This is a genomic window from Alsobacter sp. P4_H11, assembly GCF_056400925.1.
Genome location: NZ_JBFUKI010000008.1, coordinates 129,912 through 148,233 on the forward strand (window position 1 = coordinate 129,912; position 18,322 = coordinate 148,233).

Annotated in this window: 13 protein-coding genes; 7 read left to right on the forward strand and 6 right to left on the reverse strand. The window is 67.5% G+C overall.

The genetic code is table 11. The annotated features are described in order from the left end of the window. Positions 1-115: 115 nt before the first annotated feature. Positions 116-1,537, forward strand: a complete 1,422-nt coding sequence (locus AC1DSZ_RS15755; RefSeq protein WP_476839293.1) for a pilus assembly protein TadG-related protein — start codon at positions 116-118, stop codon at positions 1,535-1,537. A gap of 89 nt (positions 1,538-1,626) precedes the next feature. On the opposite strand, the gene AC1DSZ_RS15760 is transcribed toward AC1DSZ_RS15755, so the two are convergent. Next, positions 1,627-2,430 (reverse strand): L,D-transpeptidase, encoded by an 804-nt coding sequence (locus tag AC1DSZ_RS15760; RefSeq protein WP_476839294.1) that lies wholly within the window; start codon positions 2,428-2,430, stop codon positions 1,627-1,629. A 245-nt stretch (positions 2,431-2,675) separates the two neighbouring features. Here AC1DSZ_RS15760 and AC1DSZ_RS15765 point away from each other — a divergent pair, with 245 nt between their 5' ends. Continuing rightward, positions 2,676-4,061: a class II 3-deoxy-7-phosphoheptulonate synthase gene (locus tag AC1DSZ_RS15765; RefSeq protein ID WP_188517045.1), complete on the forward strand. Its 1,386-nt coding sequence runs from the start codon at positions 2,676-2,678 to the stop codon at positions 4,059-4,061. Between the two features lie 67 nt (positions 4,062-4,128). On the opposite strand, the gene AC1DSZ_RS15770 is transcribed toward AC1DSZ_RS15765, so the two are convergent. Beyond that, positions 4,129-4,896 (reverse strand): outer membrane protein, encoded by a 768-nt coding sequence (locus tag AC1DSZ_RS15770; protein ID WP_476839295.1) that lies wholly within the window; start codon positions 4,894-4,896, stop codon positions 4,129-4,131. A gap of 208 nt (positions 4,897-5,104) precedes the next feature. Between AC1DSZ_RS15770 and gltX the strand changes: the two genes are divergently transcribed. Continuing rightward, entirely contained in the window at positions 5,105-6,451 is a 1,347-nt protein-coding gene (gene gltX, locus AC1DSZ_RS15775; protein WP_476839296.1) for a glutamate--tRNA ligase, read from the forward strand. 351 nt (positions 6,452-6,802) lie between these two features. On the opposite strand, the gene AC1DSZ_RS15780 is transcribed toward gltX, so the two are convergent. From AC1DSZ_RS15780 to AC1DSZ_RS15790, 3 genes are all read right to left on the reverse strand, one after another. After that, positions 6,803-8,050 (reverse strand): DUF2865 domain-containing protein, encoded by a 1,248-nt coding sequence (locus AC1DSZ_RS15780; RefSeq protein ID WP_476839297.1) that lies wholly within the window; start codon positions 8,048-8,050, stop codon positions 6,803-6,805. 74 nt (positions 8,051-8,124) lie between these two features. Continuing rightward, the gene (locus AC1DSZ_RS15785; protein ID WP_476839298.1) at positions 8,125-9,375 is read right to left on the reverse strand and encodes an EAL domain-containing response regulator; all 1,251 of its coding nucleotides are present in this window, start codon (positions 9,373-9,375) and stop codon (positions 8,125-8,127) included. 6 nt (positions 9,376-9,381) lie between these two features. Next, on the reverse strand, positions 9,382-12,327 hold the full coding sequence (locus AC1DSZ_RS15790) for an ATP-binding protein (RefSeq protein ID WP_476839299.1): 2,946 nt from the start codon (positions 12,325-12,327) through the stop codon (positions 9,382-9,384). A gap of 190 nt (positions 12,328-12,517) precedes the next feature. Here AC1DSZ_RS15790 and AC1DSZ_RS15795 point away from each other — a divergent pair, with 190 nt between their 5' ends. Together AC1DSZ_RS15795 and AC1DSZ_RS15800 are read left to right on the forward strand one after the other, a co-directional pair. Further along, complete coding sequence (locus tag AC1DSZ_RS15795) at positions 12,518-13,096, forward strand: CreA family protein (RefSeq protein WP_476839300.1); 579 nt, start codon at positions 12,518-12,520, stop codon at positions 13,094-13,096. 496 nt (positions 13,097-13,592) lie between these two features. Next, positions 13,593-13,778, forward strand: a complete 186-nt coding sequence (locus tag AC1DSZ_RS15800; RefSeq protein WP_476839442.1) for a DapH/DapD/GlmU-related protein — start codon at positions 13,593-13,595, stop codon at positions 13,776-13,778. A gap of 43 nt (positions 13,779-13,821) precedes the next feature. Here AC1DSZ_RS15800 and AC1DSZ_RS15805 read toward each other — a convergent pair whose 3' ends face one another. Next, positions 13,822-14,151 carry a hypothetical protein gene (locus tag AC1DSZ_RS15805; RefSeq protein WP_476839301.1) on the reverse strand — a complete coding sequence of 110 codons (330 nt, stop codon included), beginning with the start codon at positions 14,149-14,151 and terminating at the stop codon, positions 13,822-13,824. 463 nt (positions 14,152-14,614) lie between these two features. Between AC1DSZ_RS15805 and cysS the strand changes: the two genes are divergently transcribed. Beyond that, positions 14,615-16,087, forward strand: coding sequence for a cysteine--tRNA ligase (cysS, locus tag AC1DSZ_RS15810; RefSeq protein ID WP_476839302.1), 1,473 nt, complete (start codon positions 14,615-14,617; stop codon positions 16,085-16,087). A 623-nt stretch (positions 16,088-16,710) separates the two neighbouring features. Beyond that, the gene (gene cimA, locus AC1DSZ_RS15815) at positions 16,711-18,312 is read left to right on the forward strand and encodes a citramalate synthase (protein WP_476839303.1); all 1,602 of its coding nucleotides are present in this window, start codon (positions 16,711-16,713) and stop codon (positions 18,310-18,312) included. The last annotated feature ends 10 nt before the right edge of the window (positions 18,313-18,322 follow it).

Consider the following 18,322-nt stretch of genomic DNA (forward strand, 5'->3'; position numbering starts at 1 on the left):
ATAGCAACCGCTCACCAGAAAATACTCGTTTTAAGATATATTCATCGAACAAATTAACAGAAAGGCGAGTGGTTATACCTACCCTGGGTTGTAGTCAGGTCCAGGAGTATCGACCTTGAGTACGCCGGCTCGTTTTGCTCGCGACCCCAGTGGTGCGGCTGCGGTCATTTTCGCCATTCTGATCGTGCCGTTGATGATGGCGCTGGGCGCCGCCGTCGATTACTCGCGCGCCAACGCATCCCGGACGGCGCTGCAGGCCATCACGGACTCCACCGCCCTGGCGCTGACCAATCCGCGATACACGGCCGACGTCATCCAGTCTCAGGCGGAGCAGATCCTGAACGCCGAGGTGCAGGACCGCTACGCCTTCCTGGGCGGCGTGGTGATCAAGGCCAGCCTGTCCGGCGATGGCCGGTCCGTCACGGTTTCGGCCAGCACGGTCGTGAAGAACAACTTCATGTCCCGCTTCGGCAACGACGTCACCGGGATCTCGGCCGTCGCCCAGGCGTTCCGCGCCGTCACCGGCAGCGTCGAACTCGTGCTGGTGCTCGACACGACCAACTCGATGAACGATCCCGGCAAGAACAAGCTGTCGACGCTGAAGACGGCCGCCAACACGATGGTCGACACGCTCACGGCCGATACCAAGGCCGACGTGAAGATCGGCGTCGTCCCCTTCGCCAACTACGTCAATGTCGGCCTGTGGAACCGCAATCAGCCGTGGGTCACCGGCGCTTCCGACTACACGACCAATATCTGCACGCCCGAGAGCTGCAACATGGTCACGCCCGTGACCAGGACCTACGACTGCGTCACGACGCCCAAGATCGGGTATAACGACGGCATCCCGTACACGTATAACTCGACGTCCTGCAAGTATGAGTACGGCACGCCGTACCAGCAGTGCACGCCCGCCAAGTGCACTAACTATCCCTACAAATGGAATGGCTGCGTTCTATCCCGCCCATACCCGCTGAATCTGACGGACGACATCTCGGTTACGCCCTACAAGGCTTTCATGACGCAAACCGGCGGCACGCCCGGCAAGTGCGCGACCGAGTTGCAGCCCTTGACCAAGAATTACGGGCAGATCAAGTCGACGATCAGCAACCTGACGGCGACGGGTGAGACTTATATCCCGGCCGGCCTGGTTTGGGGCCTGAACGTCCTGTCGCCGTCCGAACCCCTCAGCGAAGCCGGCGCCTACGACCCCGCCAACAAGCTGCCCCGCAAGGTGATGGTGTTCATGACCGACGGCGTCAACACCAAGTCGATGAACACGTCCTCGCTGAAGCACGACGGCTCCAACCGCACCCAGGCCGACACCTACACCAAGGCGCTGTGCACCAACATCAAGAACAAGGGCATCGAGATCTACAGCATCGCCCTGATGGTGGACGACGCCGCCGCCAAGACCATGCTGCAGAACTGCGCCTCCGGCGCCGACCACTACTTCGACGCCACGAACTCCGCCATGCTGACGTCTGTGTTCTCGCAGATCGCCGTGTCGCTGCAGACGACCTATCTCGGCAAGTAATCCCGCCCGGACAACCTGCCGGGGCTCGAAACGACAATGGCCGGGTCACCCCCGGCCATTCTGCGTTCAGAACCGTGGCGCGTGGCCCATCACAGCCAGGCGTCGTCCGTCTCGGGCGCGCGGCGCCGCGGCTTCGCCTTCACGGTGGGCGTCTGCGTCGGCGTGCCGGTCACCACCACGCGCGCTCCCACCGACACCCGGTCATAGAGGTCGATCACGTCCTGGTTGATCATTCGGATGCAGCCCGACGACACGCTCTTGCCGATCGTCCAGGGCTCCACGGTGCCGTGGATCCGGTACAGCGTGTCCTTGTTGCCCTGCCACAGGTAGAGCGCCCGCGCGCCGAGCGGGTTGCCGGGGCCGCCATGCATGCCGACGCCGCTCTGCAGGTCCGACATCTTGGCCGCGAGGTCGGGCTGGCGCTCCAGCATCTCCTTGGGCGGATACCAGTCCGGCCAGGCCTGCTTGTTGCGGATGTCCGCCACGCCCGCCCAGCCGAATCCGCTGCGGCCGACCCCAACGCCGTAGCGGATCGCGGTGCCGTCGCCGTTGACCAGGTAGAGGTAGTGGCTGCGCGGATCCACGATGATGGTGCCCGGCGCCTCCGCGCTGTCATACGCCACCGTCCGCCGGTGAAAGGCCGCCGGCACGATGTCCGAACGCAGGCCCGGCACCGGGAAGGGCTCGCCCGGCACGGGGCCGTACATCCCGCTGTCGACGCCGGCGTCCGACGGCGGCCGCGGCCGCTGCCGCGGCGCGGGGTAGAGCCCGTAGAGGTCGCCCGAGCCCGGCCGCGCGCTCGGCCCCCACACGGCCTGCGCGGCGGCCTGCGTCCCTGTCGCGGCGGCCGCGAGAGCCCCCAGCACCACAGCCCTGCGATCCAATCCGGCCATGCTGGCCCCCTTACGCTCGTTCTGAACCGATGTTGTGACGCCACAACGCGCCGCGAGGCTTTTCCGTTGCGGAATGTGCATCCCGCGAGCGGCTGAATCTTGGCGGCGGCGCCATGGTCGTCTCATTTCGAAGCATCCGCCGCCTGTCCGGGTGGCGCAAGCTCCGCCTCTTCTGTATAAGGCCCGCTTCCTGAAGGTGTATGCCCACCCTGGTCAAGAGGCCATGGATGGGGGAGGAGAGGGTGATGAGCGAGCGTTGGACGCCGTCGAGCTGGAGAGACAAGCCCATCCAGCAGGTCCCGGCCTATCCGAACATGGATGAGCTGAAGGCCGTCGAGGCGCAGCTCGCCGGCTTTCCGCCGCTCGTTTTTGCAGGCGAGGCGCGCAAGCTCAAGCGGGCGTTGGGCAAGGTCGCGGCCGGCGAGGCGTTCCTGCTGCAGGGTGGCGACTGCGCCGAATCCTTCGGCGAGCACTCGGCCGACAACATCCGCGACTTCTTCCGGCTGTTCCTCCAGATGGCGGTGGTGCTCACCTTCGCGGGATCGTCCCCGGTCGTGAAGGTCGGCCGCATCGCTGGCCAGTTCGCCAAGCCGCGCTCGGCCCCGAACGAGACCGTGGGCGGCGTCGAGCTGCCGAGCTACCGCGGCGACATCGTCAACGGCATCGAGTTCACGCCCGAGGCCCGCGTCCCCGATCCGCGCCGGCAGATGGAGGCCTACCGCCAGTCCGCCGCCACGCTGAACCTGCTGCGCGCCTTCGCAACAGGCGGCTACGCCAATCTCGAGAACGCGCATCGCTGGATGCTCGGCTTCGTCAAGGACAGCCCCCAGTCGGGCCGCTACGAGGAGCTTTCGGGCCGCATCACCGAGACCATCGACTTCATGCGGGCGATCGGCCTCGATCCCGAGGCGCATCCCGAGATGCGAACCACGGATTTCTACACCTCGCACGAGGCCCTGCTGCTCGGCTTCGAGCAGGCCATGACGCGCGTGGATTCCACCACGGGCGACTGGTACGCGACCTCCGGCCACATGATCTGGATCGGCGACCGCACCCGCCAGCCCGATCACGCCCATGTCGAGTATTGCCGCGGCGTCCGCAACCCCATCGGCCTGAAATGCGGCCCGTCGCTGAAGCCGGACGAGCTCATCAAGCTCATCGACCTGCTCAACCCGCAGGACGAGGCCGGCCGGCTCACGCTGATCTGCCGCTTCGGCGCGGAGAAAGCCGCCGAGCACCTGCCCGCGCTGGTGCGCGCCGTGAAGCGGGAAGGCCGCACCGTCGTTTGGTCCTGCGATCCCATGCACGGCAACACCGTGAAAGCCGCGACCGGCTACAAGACGCGCCCGTTCGACCTGATCCTCGCCGAGGTGCGCGACTTCTTCGCCGTGCACCAGGCCGAGGGCACGCATGCGGGCGGTATCCACCTGGAAATGACGGGCAAGAACGTCACCGAATGCACGGGCGGCGCCCGCGCCATCTCGGACACGGACCTGCACGATCGCTACCACACCTATTGCGACCCGCGCCTCAATGCCGAGCAGGCGCTCGAACTCGCCTTCCTGGTGGCCGAGCAGCTCAAGCGCGAGCGCATCGCGCGCGGCCGGCCGATGGTCGAAGCGGCCGAGTGAGAGCCGCGATCTCCCAATGCAAAACGGCGCCCCTGAGGCGCCGTTTTCGTTTCCGTGGAGAGTGGGGTCAGTATTTGACGCCCGCGCCCAGCCGGAACGAGTTGGCCGACGTCGTCGCGCCCTTGTAGGACGCCATTGCGATGTGCTGGTACTCGGCGCGCAGCAGCACGTTGTCCAGCACCGCCCAATCCAGGCCGACGCCGATCGCGCCGCCGTAGTTGTAGCCGGACTTCACCACCGACGCATTGCGGTTCAGCGGTCCGACATTCACACCCGTGATCGCGCCCGTCACGGGGTCGAGCGTCAGCTCGTTGTAGACGCTGTTGTATTGGGCGGAAAGGCGCTGCTTCGCGACTACCGCGCCTACCGTGGCGTAGGGCAGGAAACGGCCGAACGCGTAGCCGCCGCGCAGCTTCAGGATCGCGTAGTCGCCGAGTTGCGACCGCGCCGACGCCGTGTAGTCGATCGCATCGGCCAATGTCGACGAACTCGCGCGGCGTGCGGAGTCGCTTTGCACGCTCGCGCCGACCAGCTTGTCTTTGAGGTGCGTGTAGTCCAGCTCGAAGCCCACAACGGCATCGTCGAACAGCATGTTGTAGCCGACGAAGCCGCCGAGATGCATCTGCTGGTCGGAGGGGTTCTCGCCGAGCCGCACCATGCTTTCGGCCAGCGGCAGGGCAGTTTTGTTGTAGTAGGCGTCGTTGACGAGCGTGCTGCCGAGCCCGGTCGTCTTGAAGTCGGCCGTCGTCGCGCCGGCATGGATGCCGCCATAGAGGCCGCCCCAGTTGAAGTCCTCCGCCGGACCCGGCAGCCGTCCCGCCGGGGGCGGCGGCATCATGTAGTCCGCCGCCGATGCAAGCGTGGGAGCAGCGATCAAAAGAGCGACGAGCGACGCAAACCGCATGGGATTAACCCTTGCCTCAATGAGGGCGCATGCGCCCGAAGAACCTGCAAACAATTGATAGACAGGTAACCTTACTGCCCGGTTAAGGCGGCGCTCCCACGCCGTTGCGCACGCCTCCCGCGTCCGTCATAAGCGGTCCATGAACACGCCCGTCGTCCGCTTCGCGCCGTCGCCCACCGGGCGCCTGCATATCGGCAACGCCCGTCCGGCCTTGCTGAACGCGCTCTTCGCCCGCCGCAACGGCGGCCGGTTCATCCTGCGCTTCGACGACACCGACAAGGAGCGTTCGCGCGCCGAATACGCCGACGCAATCGTGACGGACCTCGCCTGGCTGGGCGTCGAGCCCGACCTCACGGTGCGCCAGTCGGACCGCATTCCGCTCTATGACGAAGCCGCGGACCGGTTGCGCGCGCAGGGCCGCCTCTACGCCTGCTACGAGACCGAGGACGAACTCGACCGCCGCCGCAAGCGCCAGGCCGCGCGCGGCTTACCGCCGATCTACGATCGCGCCGCCCTGAAGCTTACGGACGAGGAGCGCCAGGCCTTCGAGGCCGAGGGCCGCCGGCCGCATTGGCGCTTCCTGCTGGACCACCGCACGGTGGAATGGGACGACCTCGTGCGCGGTCCCTGTCACATCGACGGCGCGTCCCTGTCGGACCCCGTGCTGGTCCGCGCAGACGGGTCCTATCTCTACACGCTGCCCTCGGTGGTTGATGACATTGACCTGGGCGTCACGCACGTGATCCGCGGCGAGGACCACGTCACCAACACGGCCGTGCAGATCCAGATCATCGAGGCGCTGGCCGGAGCCGCGAAGGTCCCGTCCTTCGGGCACCACAACCTGCTCACCACCGCGAGCGGGGAGGGGCTCTCCAAGCGCCTCGGCCACCTGTCGCTCGGCTCCCTCCGCGAGCAGGGCGTGGAGCCGCTGGCCGTCGCCGCTCTCGCCGTGCTGGTGGGCTCCGCCGAGGCCGTGCGCCCTGTCCGCAGCCTCGACGAACTGGCCCAGCTGGTCGACATCGCCCGCCTGTCACGCGCCCCGGCGCGCTTCGACGAGGCGGAGCTGCATGCGCTCAACGCCAAGGTGCTGCATCACCTGGAATACGCCGACGTTCGCGACCGTCTGGCCGCCATGGGCGCGCCGGACGGGGAAGCCTTCTGGCTTGCGGTTCGCGGCAACTGCGCGGTGTTCTCGGATGTCGGCGGCTGGTCGATTGTCGTGACAGGACCCATGGCTCCCGCGATCGAAGACCCCGCCTTCTGCGCCTCCGCGGCCGCACTGCTGCCGCCCGAGCCCTGGGACGCGGACACGTGGGGCGCCTGGACCAAGGCCGTCGCGCAGGATGCCGGACGAAAGGGCAAGGCCCTGTTCATGCCCCTGCGCCTCGCCCTCACGGGACTGGACCACGGCCCGGAGCTGAAGGCCTTGCTGCCGCTGATCGGCCGACCCCGGGCGCTCGCGCGCCTGAACGGCGAAACGGCCTGACCAGCCGCAGCCGCACGTTCTAACATTCTCCGTCATCCCCGGCGGCGCGCAGCGCAGGGAAGGGGATCCAGAGGTGAGCGCCTTTGCTCTGGATCCCCTTCCCGACCTGCTGCGCAGGTCGCCGGGGATGACGGTCGCGGTTATAGAAACGTCGGGAGCAGCTCGATAAGTCCCGGTTCTCTTCACGTCATTGCGAGCCGGAGGCGAAGCAATCCAGTCTAACAGCCCGGCTTCTAGTCTGGATAGCTTCGTCTCCGGCTCGCAATGACGACACGGGACGCCGGGCGCCAGCGAAGACCTGCACCGCCCCACCCCACCCTCGAGGGGAGGGAGGCTCCAGCCTTACCCGGATCAGTTCCCCAACGCGCCTCGCGGCACGCCTGCGGGCGGCAGGACGATGGGAGGCGCCAGCGGTGGCAAGGGATCGGAGCGCACCGCCCCGGGCGCAGTCGCCGGGTTTGTGCGCGGGCGTGAGGGCGCGGCCGGAGCGGCGCCGGGATTGAGCGTCGACGGGTCCACGCCCGCCGTTCCGGGCGGCGTTCCGCGCGGCGCGGTCGCCGACGCCGGCGGAACAGTCGCCGCGCCAGACGGGGGCGCAGGCGTCCGCGGAGCGGCTCCGACGGGCGGTGAGACAGCCGTCTTCGGCTGGGCCGGAGCAGCTCCGCCCGTCGGCGCCGCCTCCTTGGGCCGGGCCATCTCCTGCGATTGCTGCTCGGTCACCGTCACGTCGCCGGCGCGGCCGCCGACCAGCTTCTCGGCTTCCGCGAGCGCCTGGACCCAGCTTTGGCCGTCCTTGCGGCACGTGCAGGTGGAGTCGAAGCTCTTGCGGTACTTGAAGGCGTTCGGCAGCGACGTGTAGGGCGTGCCCGCAAGGGAAACCGCCGCATCCGCCTCGCGGCCGGCCGGCTGCACGAAGAGCTCCACCTCGGCATTCGGGCAGGAGGCCTGGCACAGGCTGGCGTCGAGCTCGAACCGCCCGCGACTGGCGTATTGGCTGACCGGAAAATAGAACCCGTCGCACTTGCGGACGCACAGCGTCTTGCCGGCGCTGGCCACGCCCGGCGGTCCGTCCACCTGCGGCTGCTGCTGCAATTCGTCCGGGATCGTCGGCGTTTCGCCGCCCGGCGAGCCGAACAATTGCTCGAACAGCCCGGGCTGACGCGCGGAGGCGGGGCCGGGGGCGACGCCGCGACAGTTGGCGTCGAACGCAGCGGACAGCGACGCGCGCTGCGCCTCCACCGAGCCGCCGGCGCGCTGCAGTTGCGAATCGAGCTGCGCAAGCCCGGCTTCCAGGCCGTTGATCCGGCTTTCCAGCGACGGGCATTCGGCCGGCGGCGCGTCGCCGAAGATGAAGAACCGTTGCCGCTGGCAGCCGATCGAACGCGCATACGCGACCGTGCGGTTCACCTCGTTCCGCTGGCGCTGCATCTGGTCCAGGATCTGCTGTCGCTGCCCGGCGGGGCCGGCGCGGTCGAGCGCCGCGAGATCGGCCCGAAGGCGGTCACAATAGCCCTGCTGCTGCGCGAGGGTTGGCCCGGTCGCCAGCGCCAATCCGAATAGCGCGCCCGCGAGCCCGCCCAATCTGGAGAAGAAGGCCATGTTTCCTGTCCCCGCGGGCGCCACACCGCCCCGCGGACTCACGCCCCGATGGTTGGACGACCAGCATAAGAAGGTCAATGACGCCGAAAATATGGATCCACCGGAACGGGTTCCACGGAGCCGGCCGGGCGTTCGAGCGCGATCCGTTCCAGCAGGCGGTTCAACGGCTTGGGCCTGGCGAACAGGAATCCCTGCGCGGTGTCGCAGCGCGCCTGCCGGAGCATGGTGGCGACCGGCTCAGTCTCGATGCCCTCCGCGACGGTGGTCATCTCGAATTCCCGGGCGAGCGACAGCGTGGCGCGCACGATCTTCCAGGCGTGCGAGTCCGCGTCGGCCGCCTGGACGAAGGACCTGTCGATCTTCAGTTCCCCGAACGGCATCCGCAGCAGCGATGAAAGCGACGCATAGCCGGTGCCGAAATCATCCAGCGAGAGCTGGACGCCCTTAATGCGCAGCCGGGTCAGCACGTCGCCCACGGTCCGATCGTCGCTAAGCGCCACCGATTCTGTCACCTCCAGGGTCAGATAAGTCGGCGAAAGCCCGGCGGTCGCGAGCGTTTCCTCCACCAGATCCGGGAAGGCGAGGTCGGTCAGCGCCGCGGCCGGAACGTTCACCGCAACGCCGACCCGGCCGAAGCGCCGCGTCCAGTTGGCTGCGTCATCGACGCTCTGGCGAAGAATGCTGCGGGTCAGGGCGGGGGCGAGGCCGTAGCGCTCGATCAGCGGGATGAACACCACCGGCGACACCGACCCGTAGATCGGGCCGGACCATCTCGCCAAAGCTTCCACGCCCGAGATGAGGCCGGTCGCGAGATCGATCTTCGGCTGGTAGTACGGCCGGATCTCGCCTCGCCTGATCGCCTCCGCCAGGTGCGCCGGCTCGATCGTGGCTTCACGCGGCGAAAAGCCGGGCTCCAGCGGGTCCGGCAGCTCGGCGTCGAGGCAAGCACGTAGCCGCGCGATGTCGATGGGCTTTTCGAGGTTGCCGAGCGTCGCCAATCCCAAGGTCTGCCCAAGCCTGATTGCTGAATCGCGGATGCGGGCGTCGAGCCCCGACACGACGAGCAGGGCAGGGCGCTTTCCCGTTCCGGCGATGTGGCGGATCGCCTCCACGCCGTCGCGCTCGCCCAGCGACAGGTCCACGATCACCACCGCGTAGTCCGCTTCGTTCAGGGCGTCGAGCGCGTCGGCCACCGAGCCGACCGCATCAGTGCGGTAATGCGCGGCTTTCGCGACCGAGCTGATCAGCATGCGCTGCATCGCGTCGTCGTCGATCACCAGGGCGGCGCCGCGACCGTTTGCGCGGGAAGGAGAGCTGTGTGTCATGCGGGATCAGGCCGCCTTCAAGGTTTCGGGGAGGGCGCGCTTCGCGTCCAGGAAAGCGCGGCCGAGATCGTCGATGGAGGAGGCCAGCGCGTCGGGGCTCATGGACGACGCCTGCGCCTCCAGCCGGGCCGCCGCGTCGCACATCGCCATAAGCCCGAGCGTTGCGGCGGCGCTTTTGATGGAGTGCGCGTCACGCACCAGCGGCGCGCGATCCGCCGCATGCGCCGGCATTGCGGCGATCCGCTCCTGCGTGTCGTGCAGAAACACCCGGACGATGTCGTCCGCGGTCGTGGCCCCGATGTCGGCGATGAAACGGTCCAGCGTGCCCTGGTCGAGGACCGCGCCCTCCTGGACGGCTTGCGCCTCAGCTTCGGCCGGCTTGCCGTGGATGGCGCCGAACTCGCGGATGAGTTCGCCGAGACGTCGGCCGGTGATCGGCTTGGTCGCAAAGGCGTTCATCCCGGCGGCCCGTCCGGCGGCGGCGTTCTCCGGCAGGGCGTTGGCGGTGAGGCCGACGATCGGCACCGACGCGCAGGGGCTCGGCAAAGCTCGGATGGCGCGGGTCGCCTCCAGCCCGTCCATTTCGGGCATCATCACGTCCATGAGCACGAGGTCGTAAGGCGCCGTCTGGACGGCCTCCACGGCCAACGCCCCGTCCTCCACCGCGCGGACGTGGTGGCCGAGCTTCTCCAGCAGGGTCCCGATCACCAGCCGGTTCGTGCGGTTGTCCTCGGCCAGGAGAATGCGCAGGGGCGGGCCGGCCGCCGCGGCCTCCGTCTCACCAAAGCGCCCGTCGTCCTCTGGCGCGTCGGGCGCGCCCATCTCCTGTTCGGCGGCCCCGAACCGGGCCGTGAAGTGGAAGCGGCTGCCCACCCCGTGGCGGCTCTGCACGTCGATCGAACCGCCCATGCGCGCCACGAGCTTGCGGCAGATCGCGAGCCCGAGCCCGGTTCCTCCGAAACGCCGCGCCGATCCTCCGTCCACTTGCGAGAATTCGCGAAACAGCAGCGGCAGGTTTTCTTCCGCGATGCCGATCCCGGTGTCCTCCACCGCGAATGAGAGGCGCACGGGGCGCTCGACGGCGTCGCCCTCGCCGGGAGCGTCGTCCCCGGTGGCGTCGTCCAGCGCAATGCGGATCGTCACCGAGCCCTTGTCGGTGAACTTCACGGCGTTCCCGGCAAGGTTGAGCAGGATCTGGCGCAGCACCGAGGGATCGCCCTCGACCCAGCGCGGCGCGGCCGGGTCCAGGTCGGTTTCCAGCCGCAGGCCCTTCTCGTTGGCGGCCGGCGCCAGGATTTCGAGCACCCCGTCCGCGAGCCTGCGCAGATCGAAGCGCTCGTTGCGCAGCTCCAGCCTGTCGGCCTCCAGCTTGGAGAGGTCGAGCACGTCGTTGATGATCTGCAGCAGGTGCTCGGCCGATTCCCGCAGCGTCGCCGCATAGCGCCGCTGCTCGGCGTCGAGCCGCGTCCCGCCAAGCAGGCTCGCCATCCCGATCACCCCGTTCAACGGCGTCCGCATCTCGTGGCTCATCATGGCGAGGAACATGCCGCGGGCGCGGGAGGCCGCCTCCGCGCGGTCCAGCGCGGCCGCGAGCTCGGCCTCCGCGCGGGCGCGCGCGCTCACGTCCGTGTACGTGCGCACGACGCGCCCGTCCGCGAGCGCCACGCTGCGCACCTCGAGCACGGTCCCGTTCGGGCGCGTGCGCTGGTAAAACCGCCCCACATCCCCGATGCCGCCGTTGGCGACGAAATCGCGGACTTCGGGGTCGCTGTTGAACTCGCCGGCGGCCTCCTGCCAGCGCAGGATGTCGTCGAAGCGCGGCCGGCCGAGAGCCAGGTCTTCGGGCAGGCCCAGCAGATCCACGGCCTTGCGGTTGAGCACCGCCACCTCGCGGCCGGCGTCGATCATCATGATGCCCTGGCTCATGTGCTCGAGCGTGGCCTCGAGCTCGCGCGACTTGCGGATCGCGAGCGCCTCGCTCTCCTGCCGCGCGGCCTGGGAGCCGGCGAGCCGGCGGTGATGCCGGACGCCCAGCAGCATGCCGGCCAGCACGAACATCGTCATCAGCGCCGCGATGGCGGTGTAGCGCGCCCGGTCGTGATCGGGCTGCGCGAAGACGCGCCGGGCCGCCATCGACACCGCGACCACCAGCGGATAGCCGCGCACGGTGCGGTAGGCGGTCAGGCGCGCCGCGCCGTCCGCCGGTCCTTCGGCCTGGTAGCCGCCGTTTCCATTCTTCGCGAGCGCCGCAAACAGCGGGCCGGCCAACACGGAGCGGCCGACCGGCTCGCCGATGTCGCCGCCAAGCGCCCGCACGACGCCGTCCGTTCCGACCAGCGTGATGCCGCCGCCCGGGCCAAGGTCGATCGCCTCGTAAAAGCGCGAAAAATGCCGTGGATCCAGCGAGGCCACGAGAACGCCCGCAAACTCGCCGCCCGGCCCGCTGAGCCGGCGCGTGAGCTGCACGGACCACTTGCCCGACGCGCGCCCCAGCACCGGCTTGCTGATGAACAGTTCGTCCTCGGCGCGCTGCTGATGAACCCGGAAATGCTCCCGGTCGCGAAGGTCGACCGGCGTGGCGGTCTTGCCGAGATTGGTGGCCAGCATCATGCCGTCCCGCCCGATCATCGCGACCTGCAGGGTCAAATTGTCGAGGAAATACGGGTTGGACGTGAAGGAGCCGAGATCGAAGCCGTCCGGATCCAGCTCATACGCGGTGCGCAGCAGCAGCAGCGTCTTGTCGACCTCCTGGATGGAGCGGACGGTATGCTCCTCGAAGGTCCTCGCCAGGTTGGACAGGTTCTGCTCGGCGCCTTTCAGCGCGTGGTCGCGCGCCTCGCTCAAGTGAAACGACAACCCGGCCCAGATCAGCCCGATCATCACGAGTCCCAGCACGAAGCCTGAACTCAGGGCGAACCGGATGTCGAAGAACTGCTTGGCGCGTTTTTTCATGAAGGAGCAAACCAGCGGGATGCTCAGACCTACAACTTTCAAGTTCCAAAAGACTTAAAGCAATCACAGATTGTATTTGTTTCGGGAGGCGTGCATTGCCAAAGCCGCGGACCCGCAGCGCGGTTCGGGCCGGGATCCTTCAAACTCCGCGGATCGACCCCATATGAGGGGCTCAGGAGGACGACGATCGATGATCACCACACGGCTACGGCGACACGCAACGGGTTTTGGGCGCGCAGCGCAGGCTTGCGGCGCAGCGCTGGGACGCGTTGCGCCCGTTCTGGCCTGTGCGGCCCTGTTGGGCGCGACCGGCGCACACGCGCAGGAGCCCGAAGTCGTGATGAAAAAATCGACCGTCTGGAAGATGCTGACGCCGGACGACAAGCTCGCCACTTATGCGCTCGACGACCCGGGCGTCGCGGGCGTGGCGTGTTTCTACACGGTGCCGGAGCGCGGCGGCGTGAAGGGCATGTTCGGCGTCGCCGAGGAGCGGTCCGAAGTGTCCCTCGCGTGCAGGCAGGTTGGGCCGATCTCGTTCAAGGAGAAATTCGAGCAGGGCAGCGTCGTGTTTCGCCAGTCGCGCTCGCTGATCTTCAAGAAGATGCAGATCGTCCGCGGTTGCGACGCCAAGCGCAACACGCTGGTCTACTTGGTTTACACGGACCGCCTGATCGAAGGATCGCCGCAGAATTCCACCTCGGCGGTTCCGATCATGCCGTGGGGCGCGTCCACGGATGCGCCGAAATGCGCGGACTGGGTCGACAAGTAAGCTCCGACCGTGGACCTTGGCCGGGTCGCCAACTCTGTGAGCCGGAGTCGATCGTGCCAGCGCCGAAAGCATCGACGTGAAGATCACGCTCGAAACCCTGCGGCAGATATCGTGGTTCTCCGCGCCGTTCCTGATTCTGCGGACGCGTTCGCTGCGCCTGCTGGGGTGCTGGAACGCGAAGGTCCGCCTGCGCGGCAGGCTCAGTGGCAGAGGCCTCCTGCTCGTCGGTTATACGTGGCCGGAAACGTTGCGACGTCCCAGCCTTTGCTACGTGGCGAAGAACGGGGTGCTCGAACTGAACGGCGCCTTCAGGATTTTTGAGAACAGCGTCGTAACCGTGAATGACGGCGCCACGCTTCGCCTGGCGGACGGCTACGCAAATGCGGGGCTGATGCTGCACGTGTTTGAATCGGTGTCGATTGGCGACGGCGTGTTCATCGCCGAGAACGTCACTATTCGCGATTCCGACAATCATCAGATCCACGACCGGCCAACGATGACGAAGCCGATCGTCGTCGAGGATCACGTCTGGATTGGAATGAACGTGACGATCCTGAAGGGAGTCACCATCGGGCAGGGAGCCGTGATCGCGGCAGGCTCCGTTGTCGTCAAGGATATTGCGCCCGGGATGCTCGCCGCCGGCGTGCCGGCGCGGGAGATCCGCCAAGTGAGCTGGTCTTGAACGCAGCCTGCTCTTCGACGGGTCTCCAGGCTTTTAGACCGCGTTACTCCGCGCAGGTGACCGAGTAGGCCTTGGCGGAGGCGCCCACCTTGGTGGTTTCGATTGAAGCCGTCACGTCGGACGGGTCGACCGGCCCGAACTGCGCGGCCTTGCCCAGCCCATGCGCCTCGCACCACGCATTCGCGACGATGTTGCCGCACGATCCGCCGGATGCCAGGCAGTCGGCCACCCCGTAGCCGTCGTTCGCCGGAATCAGGAACGACTTCTCGCCCTGCGCTGCAGCCGGGCGCGTCATCATCGAAAAGCCGGTCAGGCCTGAGCCCGCGAGGGTGGCGGCGACAAGGGCGAGCGAGAGGGTACCGCGGAACGACATGTGCGTGGTCTCGGGGAAAGCTGGGGGGCTAACGAGGTTTTGAGAGTGCCTCTTCGCCGGTATCAATCACGTTAACGGGCCCCGGGTTCCTGGCTGTGTGCGGGCGCACAAAGAAGGTGGTTACCGAAACCGAACGAGGCGGGACTTAGCTGATCCGCGCCCGGCCGGGCAATGCGGGCGAGCGCCATTCATGCTTTGGCCGCAAACCCGGCGGGAGGTGTGGCGAAAGACGCACAGTTTCTTTCCTTGAGGAGCTTCTTGACCTGGGACGTTGCTTGGCCGTTTACCCCGCCAAAGTCGGCTTGACGGAACCGGGGCGGCACATCATGGTGCGGCCATCATGGCTCAGACGACCGTTATCCCGTTCGTGAACATTTGCAGCTAGCGTCATCGCTGGCTGGAGCCGTCTTTGTGTGACAACTCGGAGCGGATGCCCCAGCCGGACTGGCGAGGGTGGAACCGCATGTCGCTCAAGCTCTACAACACGCTGACCCGCCGCAAGGAAGAGTTCGCCCCGATCGATCCGGCGAATGTGCGGATGTATGTCTGCGGCCCAACCGTCTACGACTACGCGCATATCGGCAACGCCCGCCCGGTGATCGTGTTCGACGTGCTGTTCCGGCTGCTGCGGCACGTCTACGGGGCGGATCACGTCACCTATGTTCGCAACATCACGGACGTGGACGACAAGATCAACGACCGCGCCGCGCGCGACTATCCGGACCTGCCGCTCAACGAGGCGATCCGCAAGGTCACGGAGGCGACCGCCGCGCAGTTCCACGTCGACATCAAGGCGCTGGGCGTGCTGGAGCCCACCCACGAGCCGCGCGCCACCGAGCACATCGACGGCATGAAGGCGATCATCGAGCGCCTCGTCGCGGGCGGCTTCGCGTATGTGGCCGAAGGGCACGTGCTGTTCTCGCCCGCCGCCATGGACGCCGCCGGCGCGGCGCAAGGCTCGCCGCTGCCGCGCTATGGCGCGCTCGCCAACCGCACGCTGGACGAGATGATCGCCGGCGCTCGCGTGGACGTGGCGCCTTACAAGCGCGACTCGACCGACTTCGTCTTGTGGAAGCCCTCCGCGCCCGGCGAGCCCGGCTGGCCGTCGCCCGCCGGCATCCCGGGCCTCGGCCGCCCCGGCTGGCACATCGAGTGCTCGGCCATGAGCCAGGCCTTCCTGGGCGAAGTCTTCGACATCCACGGCGGCGGCATCGACCTCGTGTTCCCGCACCACGAAAACGAGATCGCCCAGAGCACCTGCGCGTTCGGACACGGCGTCATGGCCAATGTCTGGATGCACAACGGCTTCCTGCAGGTCGAAGGCGAGAAGATGTCGAAGAGCCTCGGCAACTTCGTGACGATCAATGAGCTGCTCGAGACTAAGACCTTCGGTGGCCAGAGATGGCACGGTCTTGTGATGAAGCTGGCTATGTTGGGATCCCATTATCGGCAGCCCATCGACTGGACCGTGGATCGGCTCGTTGACGCGAGGAACACGCTCTACGAGTGGTGCCGCGATTGCTCGGGCGTTCCGAGTAGCGGGCGCGCGTCCGCCGACATCGTCGTCGCTCTTCAAGATGACCTGAACACGCCGGCGGCAATTGCCGCACTCCATGCCATTCACCGGTCTATTCGGAAGGTCGATACCTACGAAGCCCGGGCTGCGCTCATGCTGACACTCCGCGCATCGCTCGACCTTCTGGGCCTTTTCCACGAGGGTGATCCTGGCGATCTGCTCGTACAGGACGTGCGCGATCGGGTTTTCGACGAACGGGTTGTATCTCTTGTCACCGCCCGCCTCGAAGCCCGCCGCGCCAAGAACTTCGCCGAGTCCGACCGTATCCGCGACGAACTCGGCGCCATGGGCATCCAGCTCAAGGACGGCAAGGACCCGGCCACCGGCGAACCCACTACCACCTGGGAAGTCAAGCGGTGACGACCGTGCGCCAACTCTCTCCCGCGCAGCGGGGGAGATGTCCACAACGTGGACAGAGGGGGCGGCCGCGCGCCGGGCTCTCGACAAAGCGTCGTGCTGGCCCAAACGCCCCCTCCCTGACCCTCCCCCGCTTCGCGGGAGAGGGGACCGGCTGCGGCCTTGCTCTGCAACATCCTCAGCCGTCATGGCCGGGCTTGTCCCGGCCATCCACGCGTGAGCCCAGCGCGTGGATCCCCGGGTCAAGCCCGGGGATGACGGTGGAGGGATTTCGGCGTGGCGTTGGGCGCTGCGCCGCCCTTGTGAGTCCCGTTCAGCGCGCGCCCTTCTCCGGGGTTGAGAAGGGCGCGCGTTTGACGACCCGCCCGTCATCGCGAGCGCAGCGAAGCAATCCAGGGGTCTCCGGGCGCATGCCCGGCGGCGTTCGCGTCTTGCCCTCTCTGGATTGCTTCGCTCCGCTCGCAATGACGGCCCAGGTATCGCGGCCATGACGGAGCCTGCCAAGAGCCCATTCGCACTCCGCCGCCTCTGGTGGCTAATGGCCCTCAAGATCGTGCTTCTCGCCGCTGCGATCTACTTCACCTTGCGCGCGTACAACCTCGTCTGAATTCGGAAAGACCCGTCCCATGTCCCGCGAGAGACTCACGTTGTTCGACACCACGCTGCGCGACGGCGCGCAGACGACGGGGGTTGATTTCTCGCTGGAGGACAAGATCCACATCGCCGCGCTGCTGGACCGGCTCGGGATCGACTACGTGGAGGGCGGCTACCCCGGCGCGAACCCGCTCGATACGGACTTCTTCGCCAAGAAGCGCACGCAGCGCGCCCGGTTCACGGCCTTCGGCATGACCAAGCGGGCAGGGCGCTCGGCCGCCAACGACCCAGGCGTCGCGGCGCTGCTGGACGCCGCCTGCGACACGATCTGCTTCGTCGCCAAGAGCTGGGATTACCATGTCCACGTCGCGCTCGGCTGCACGCTGGACGAGAACCTCGAGGGCGTGCGCGACAGCATCGCGGCGGCGCGGGCCGCCGGGCGCGAGGCCATGCTGGATTGCGAGCATTTCTTCGACGGCTACAAGGCGAACCCGGAATACGCGCTCGCCTGCGCCAAGGCGGCCCATGAGGCCGGCGCGCGCTGGGTGGTGCTGTGCGACACCAATGGCGGGACGTTGCCGCACGAGGTGGAGCGCATCGTCGCCGAGGTGGCGGCGCACATCCCGGGCGACCATCTCGGCATCCACGCGCATGACGACACCGGCAACGCGGTGGCGAACTCGCTCGCGGCCGTTCGCGCCGGCGCGCGCCAGATCCAGGGCACGCTGAACGGGCTCGGCGAGCGCTGCGGCAACGCCAACCTGGTGACGCTGATACCGACGCTGAAGCTGAAGCCCGGCTATGCGGACCGTTTCGAGATCGGCGTCGACGATGCGGGCCTGGCGACGCTCACCCAGGCGTCCCGTGCGCTGGACGAGCTGCTGAACCGCGCGCCGAACCGCCACGCGCCTTATGTCGGCGCCTCGGCCTTCGCCACCAAGGCAGGCATCCACGCCTCGGCGGTGCTGAAGGACCCGCGCACCTATGAGCACGTGCCGCCCGAGACGGTGGGCAATCATCGGCTGGTGCTCGTCTCCACCCAGGCCGGGAAATCCAACGTGCTGGCCGAGCTGGAGCGGCTTGGCATCGCTGTGCAGCGCGACGACCCGCGCGTGTCGCGCCTCCTCGACGAGGTGAAGGAGCGCGAGGCCATGGGCTATGCCTATGAGGGCGCGGACGCCTCGTTCTTCCTGCTGGCCAAGCGCGTGCTCGGCGAGGTGCCGGAGTTCTTCACCGTCGAGCGGTTCAAGGTGAACGTCGAGCGCCGCTACAACGCGCTGGGCGACCTCACCACCTTCTCGGAAGCCACCGTGAAGGTGCGCGTGGAAGGCGAGAGCCTGATCTCGGCCGCCGAGGGCAACGGCCCCGTGAACGCGCTCGACGTCGCGTTGCGCAAGGATCTCGGCAAATACCAGCGCTTCATCGCCGACATGGAGCTCCTGGATTACAAGGTCCGCATCTTCCAGGGCGGCTCGGACGCGGTGACGCGCGTGCTGATCGAGAGCGGCGACAGCCAGGGCGATCGCTGGACCACGGTCGGCGTGTCCGCCAACATCATCGACGCCTCGTTCCAGGCGCTGGTGGACAGCATCACCTACCGCCTCGTGAAATGCGGGGCCGGGCAGGCGGCGTAGTGGGCCTGCC

Excerpts from the sequence above, each read along its gene's own strand:
- AC1DSZ_RS15760 (WP_476839294.1), bottom strand. The coding sequence starts at position 2,430 with ATGGCCGGATTGGATCGCAGGGCTGTGGTGCTGGGGGCTCTCGCGGCC.
- AC1DSZ_RS15765 (WP_188517045.1), top strand. The coding sequence starts at position 2,676 with ATGAGCGAGCGTTGGACGCCGTCGAGCTGGAGAGACAAGCCCATCCAG.
- AC1DSZ_RS15770 (WP_476839295.1), bottom strand. The coding sequence starts at position 4,896 with ATGCCGCCGCCCCCGGCGGGACGGCTGCCGGGTCCGGCGGAGGACTTC.
- gltX (WP_476839296.1), top strand. The coding sequence starts at position 5,105 with ATGAACACGCCCGTCGTCCGCTTCGCGCCGTCGCCCACCGGGCGCCTG.
- AC1DSZ_RS15780 (WP_476839297.1), bottom strand. The coding sequence starts at position 8,050 with ATGGCCTTCTTCTCCAGATTGGGCGGGCTCGCGGGCGCGCTATTCGGA.
- AC1DSZ_RS15785 (WP_476839298.1), bottom strand. The coding sequence starts at position 9,375 with ATGACACACAGCTCTCCTTCCCGCGCAAACGGTCGCGGCGCCGCCCTG.
- AC1DSZ_RS15790 (WP_476839299.1), bottom strand. The coding sequence starts at position 12,327 with ATGAAAAAACGCGCCAAGCAGTTCTTCGACATCCGGTTCGCCCTGAGT.
- AC1DSZ_RS15795 (WP_476839300.1), top strand. The coding sequence starts at position 12,518 with ATGATCACCACACGGCTACGGCGACACGCAACGGGTTTTGGGCGCGCA.
- AC1DSZ_RS15800 (WP_476839442.1), top strand. The coding sequence starts at position 13,593 with ATGACGAAGCCGATCGTCGTCGAGGATCACGTCTGGATTGGAATGAAC.
- AC1DSZ_RS15805 (WP_476839301.1), bottom strand. The coding sequence starts at position 14,151 with ATGTCGTTCCGCGGTACCCTCTCGCTCGCCCTTGTCGCCGCCACCCTC.
- cysS (WP_476839302.1), top strand. The coding sequence starts at position 14,615 with ATGTCGCTCAAGCTCTACAACACGCTGACCCGCCGCAAGGAAGAGTTC.
- cimA (WP_476839303.1), top strand. The coding sequence starts at position 16,711 with ATGTCCCGCGAGAGACTCACGTTGTTCGACACCACGCTGCGCGACGGC.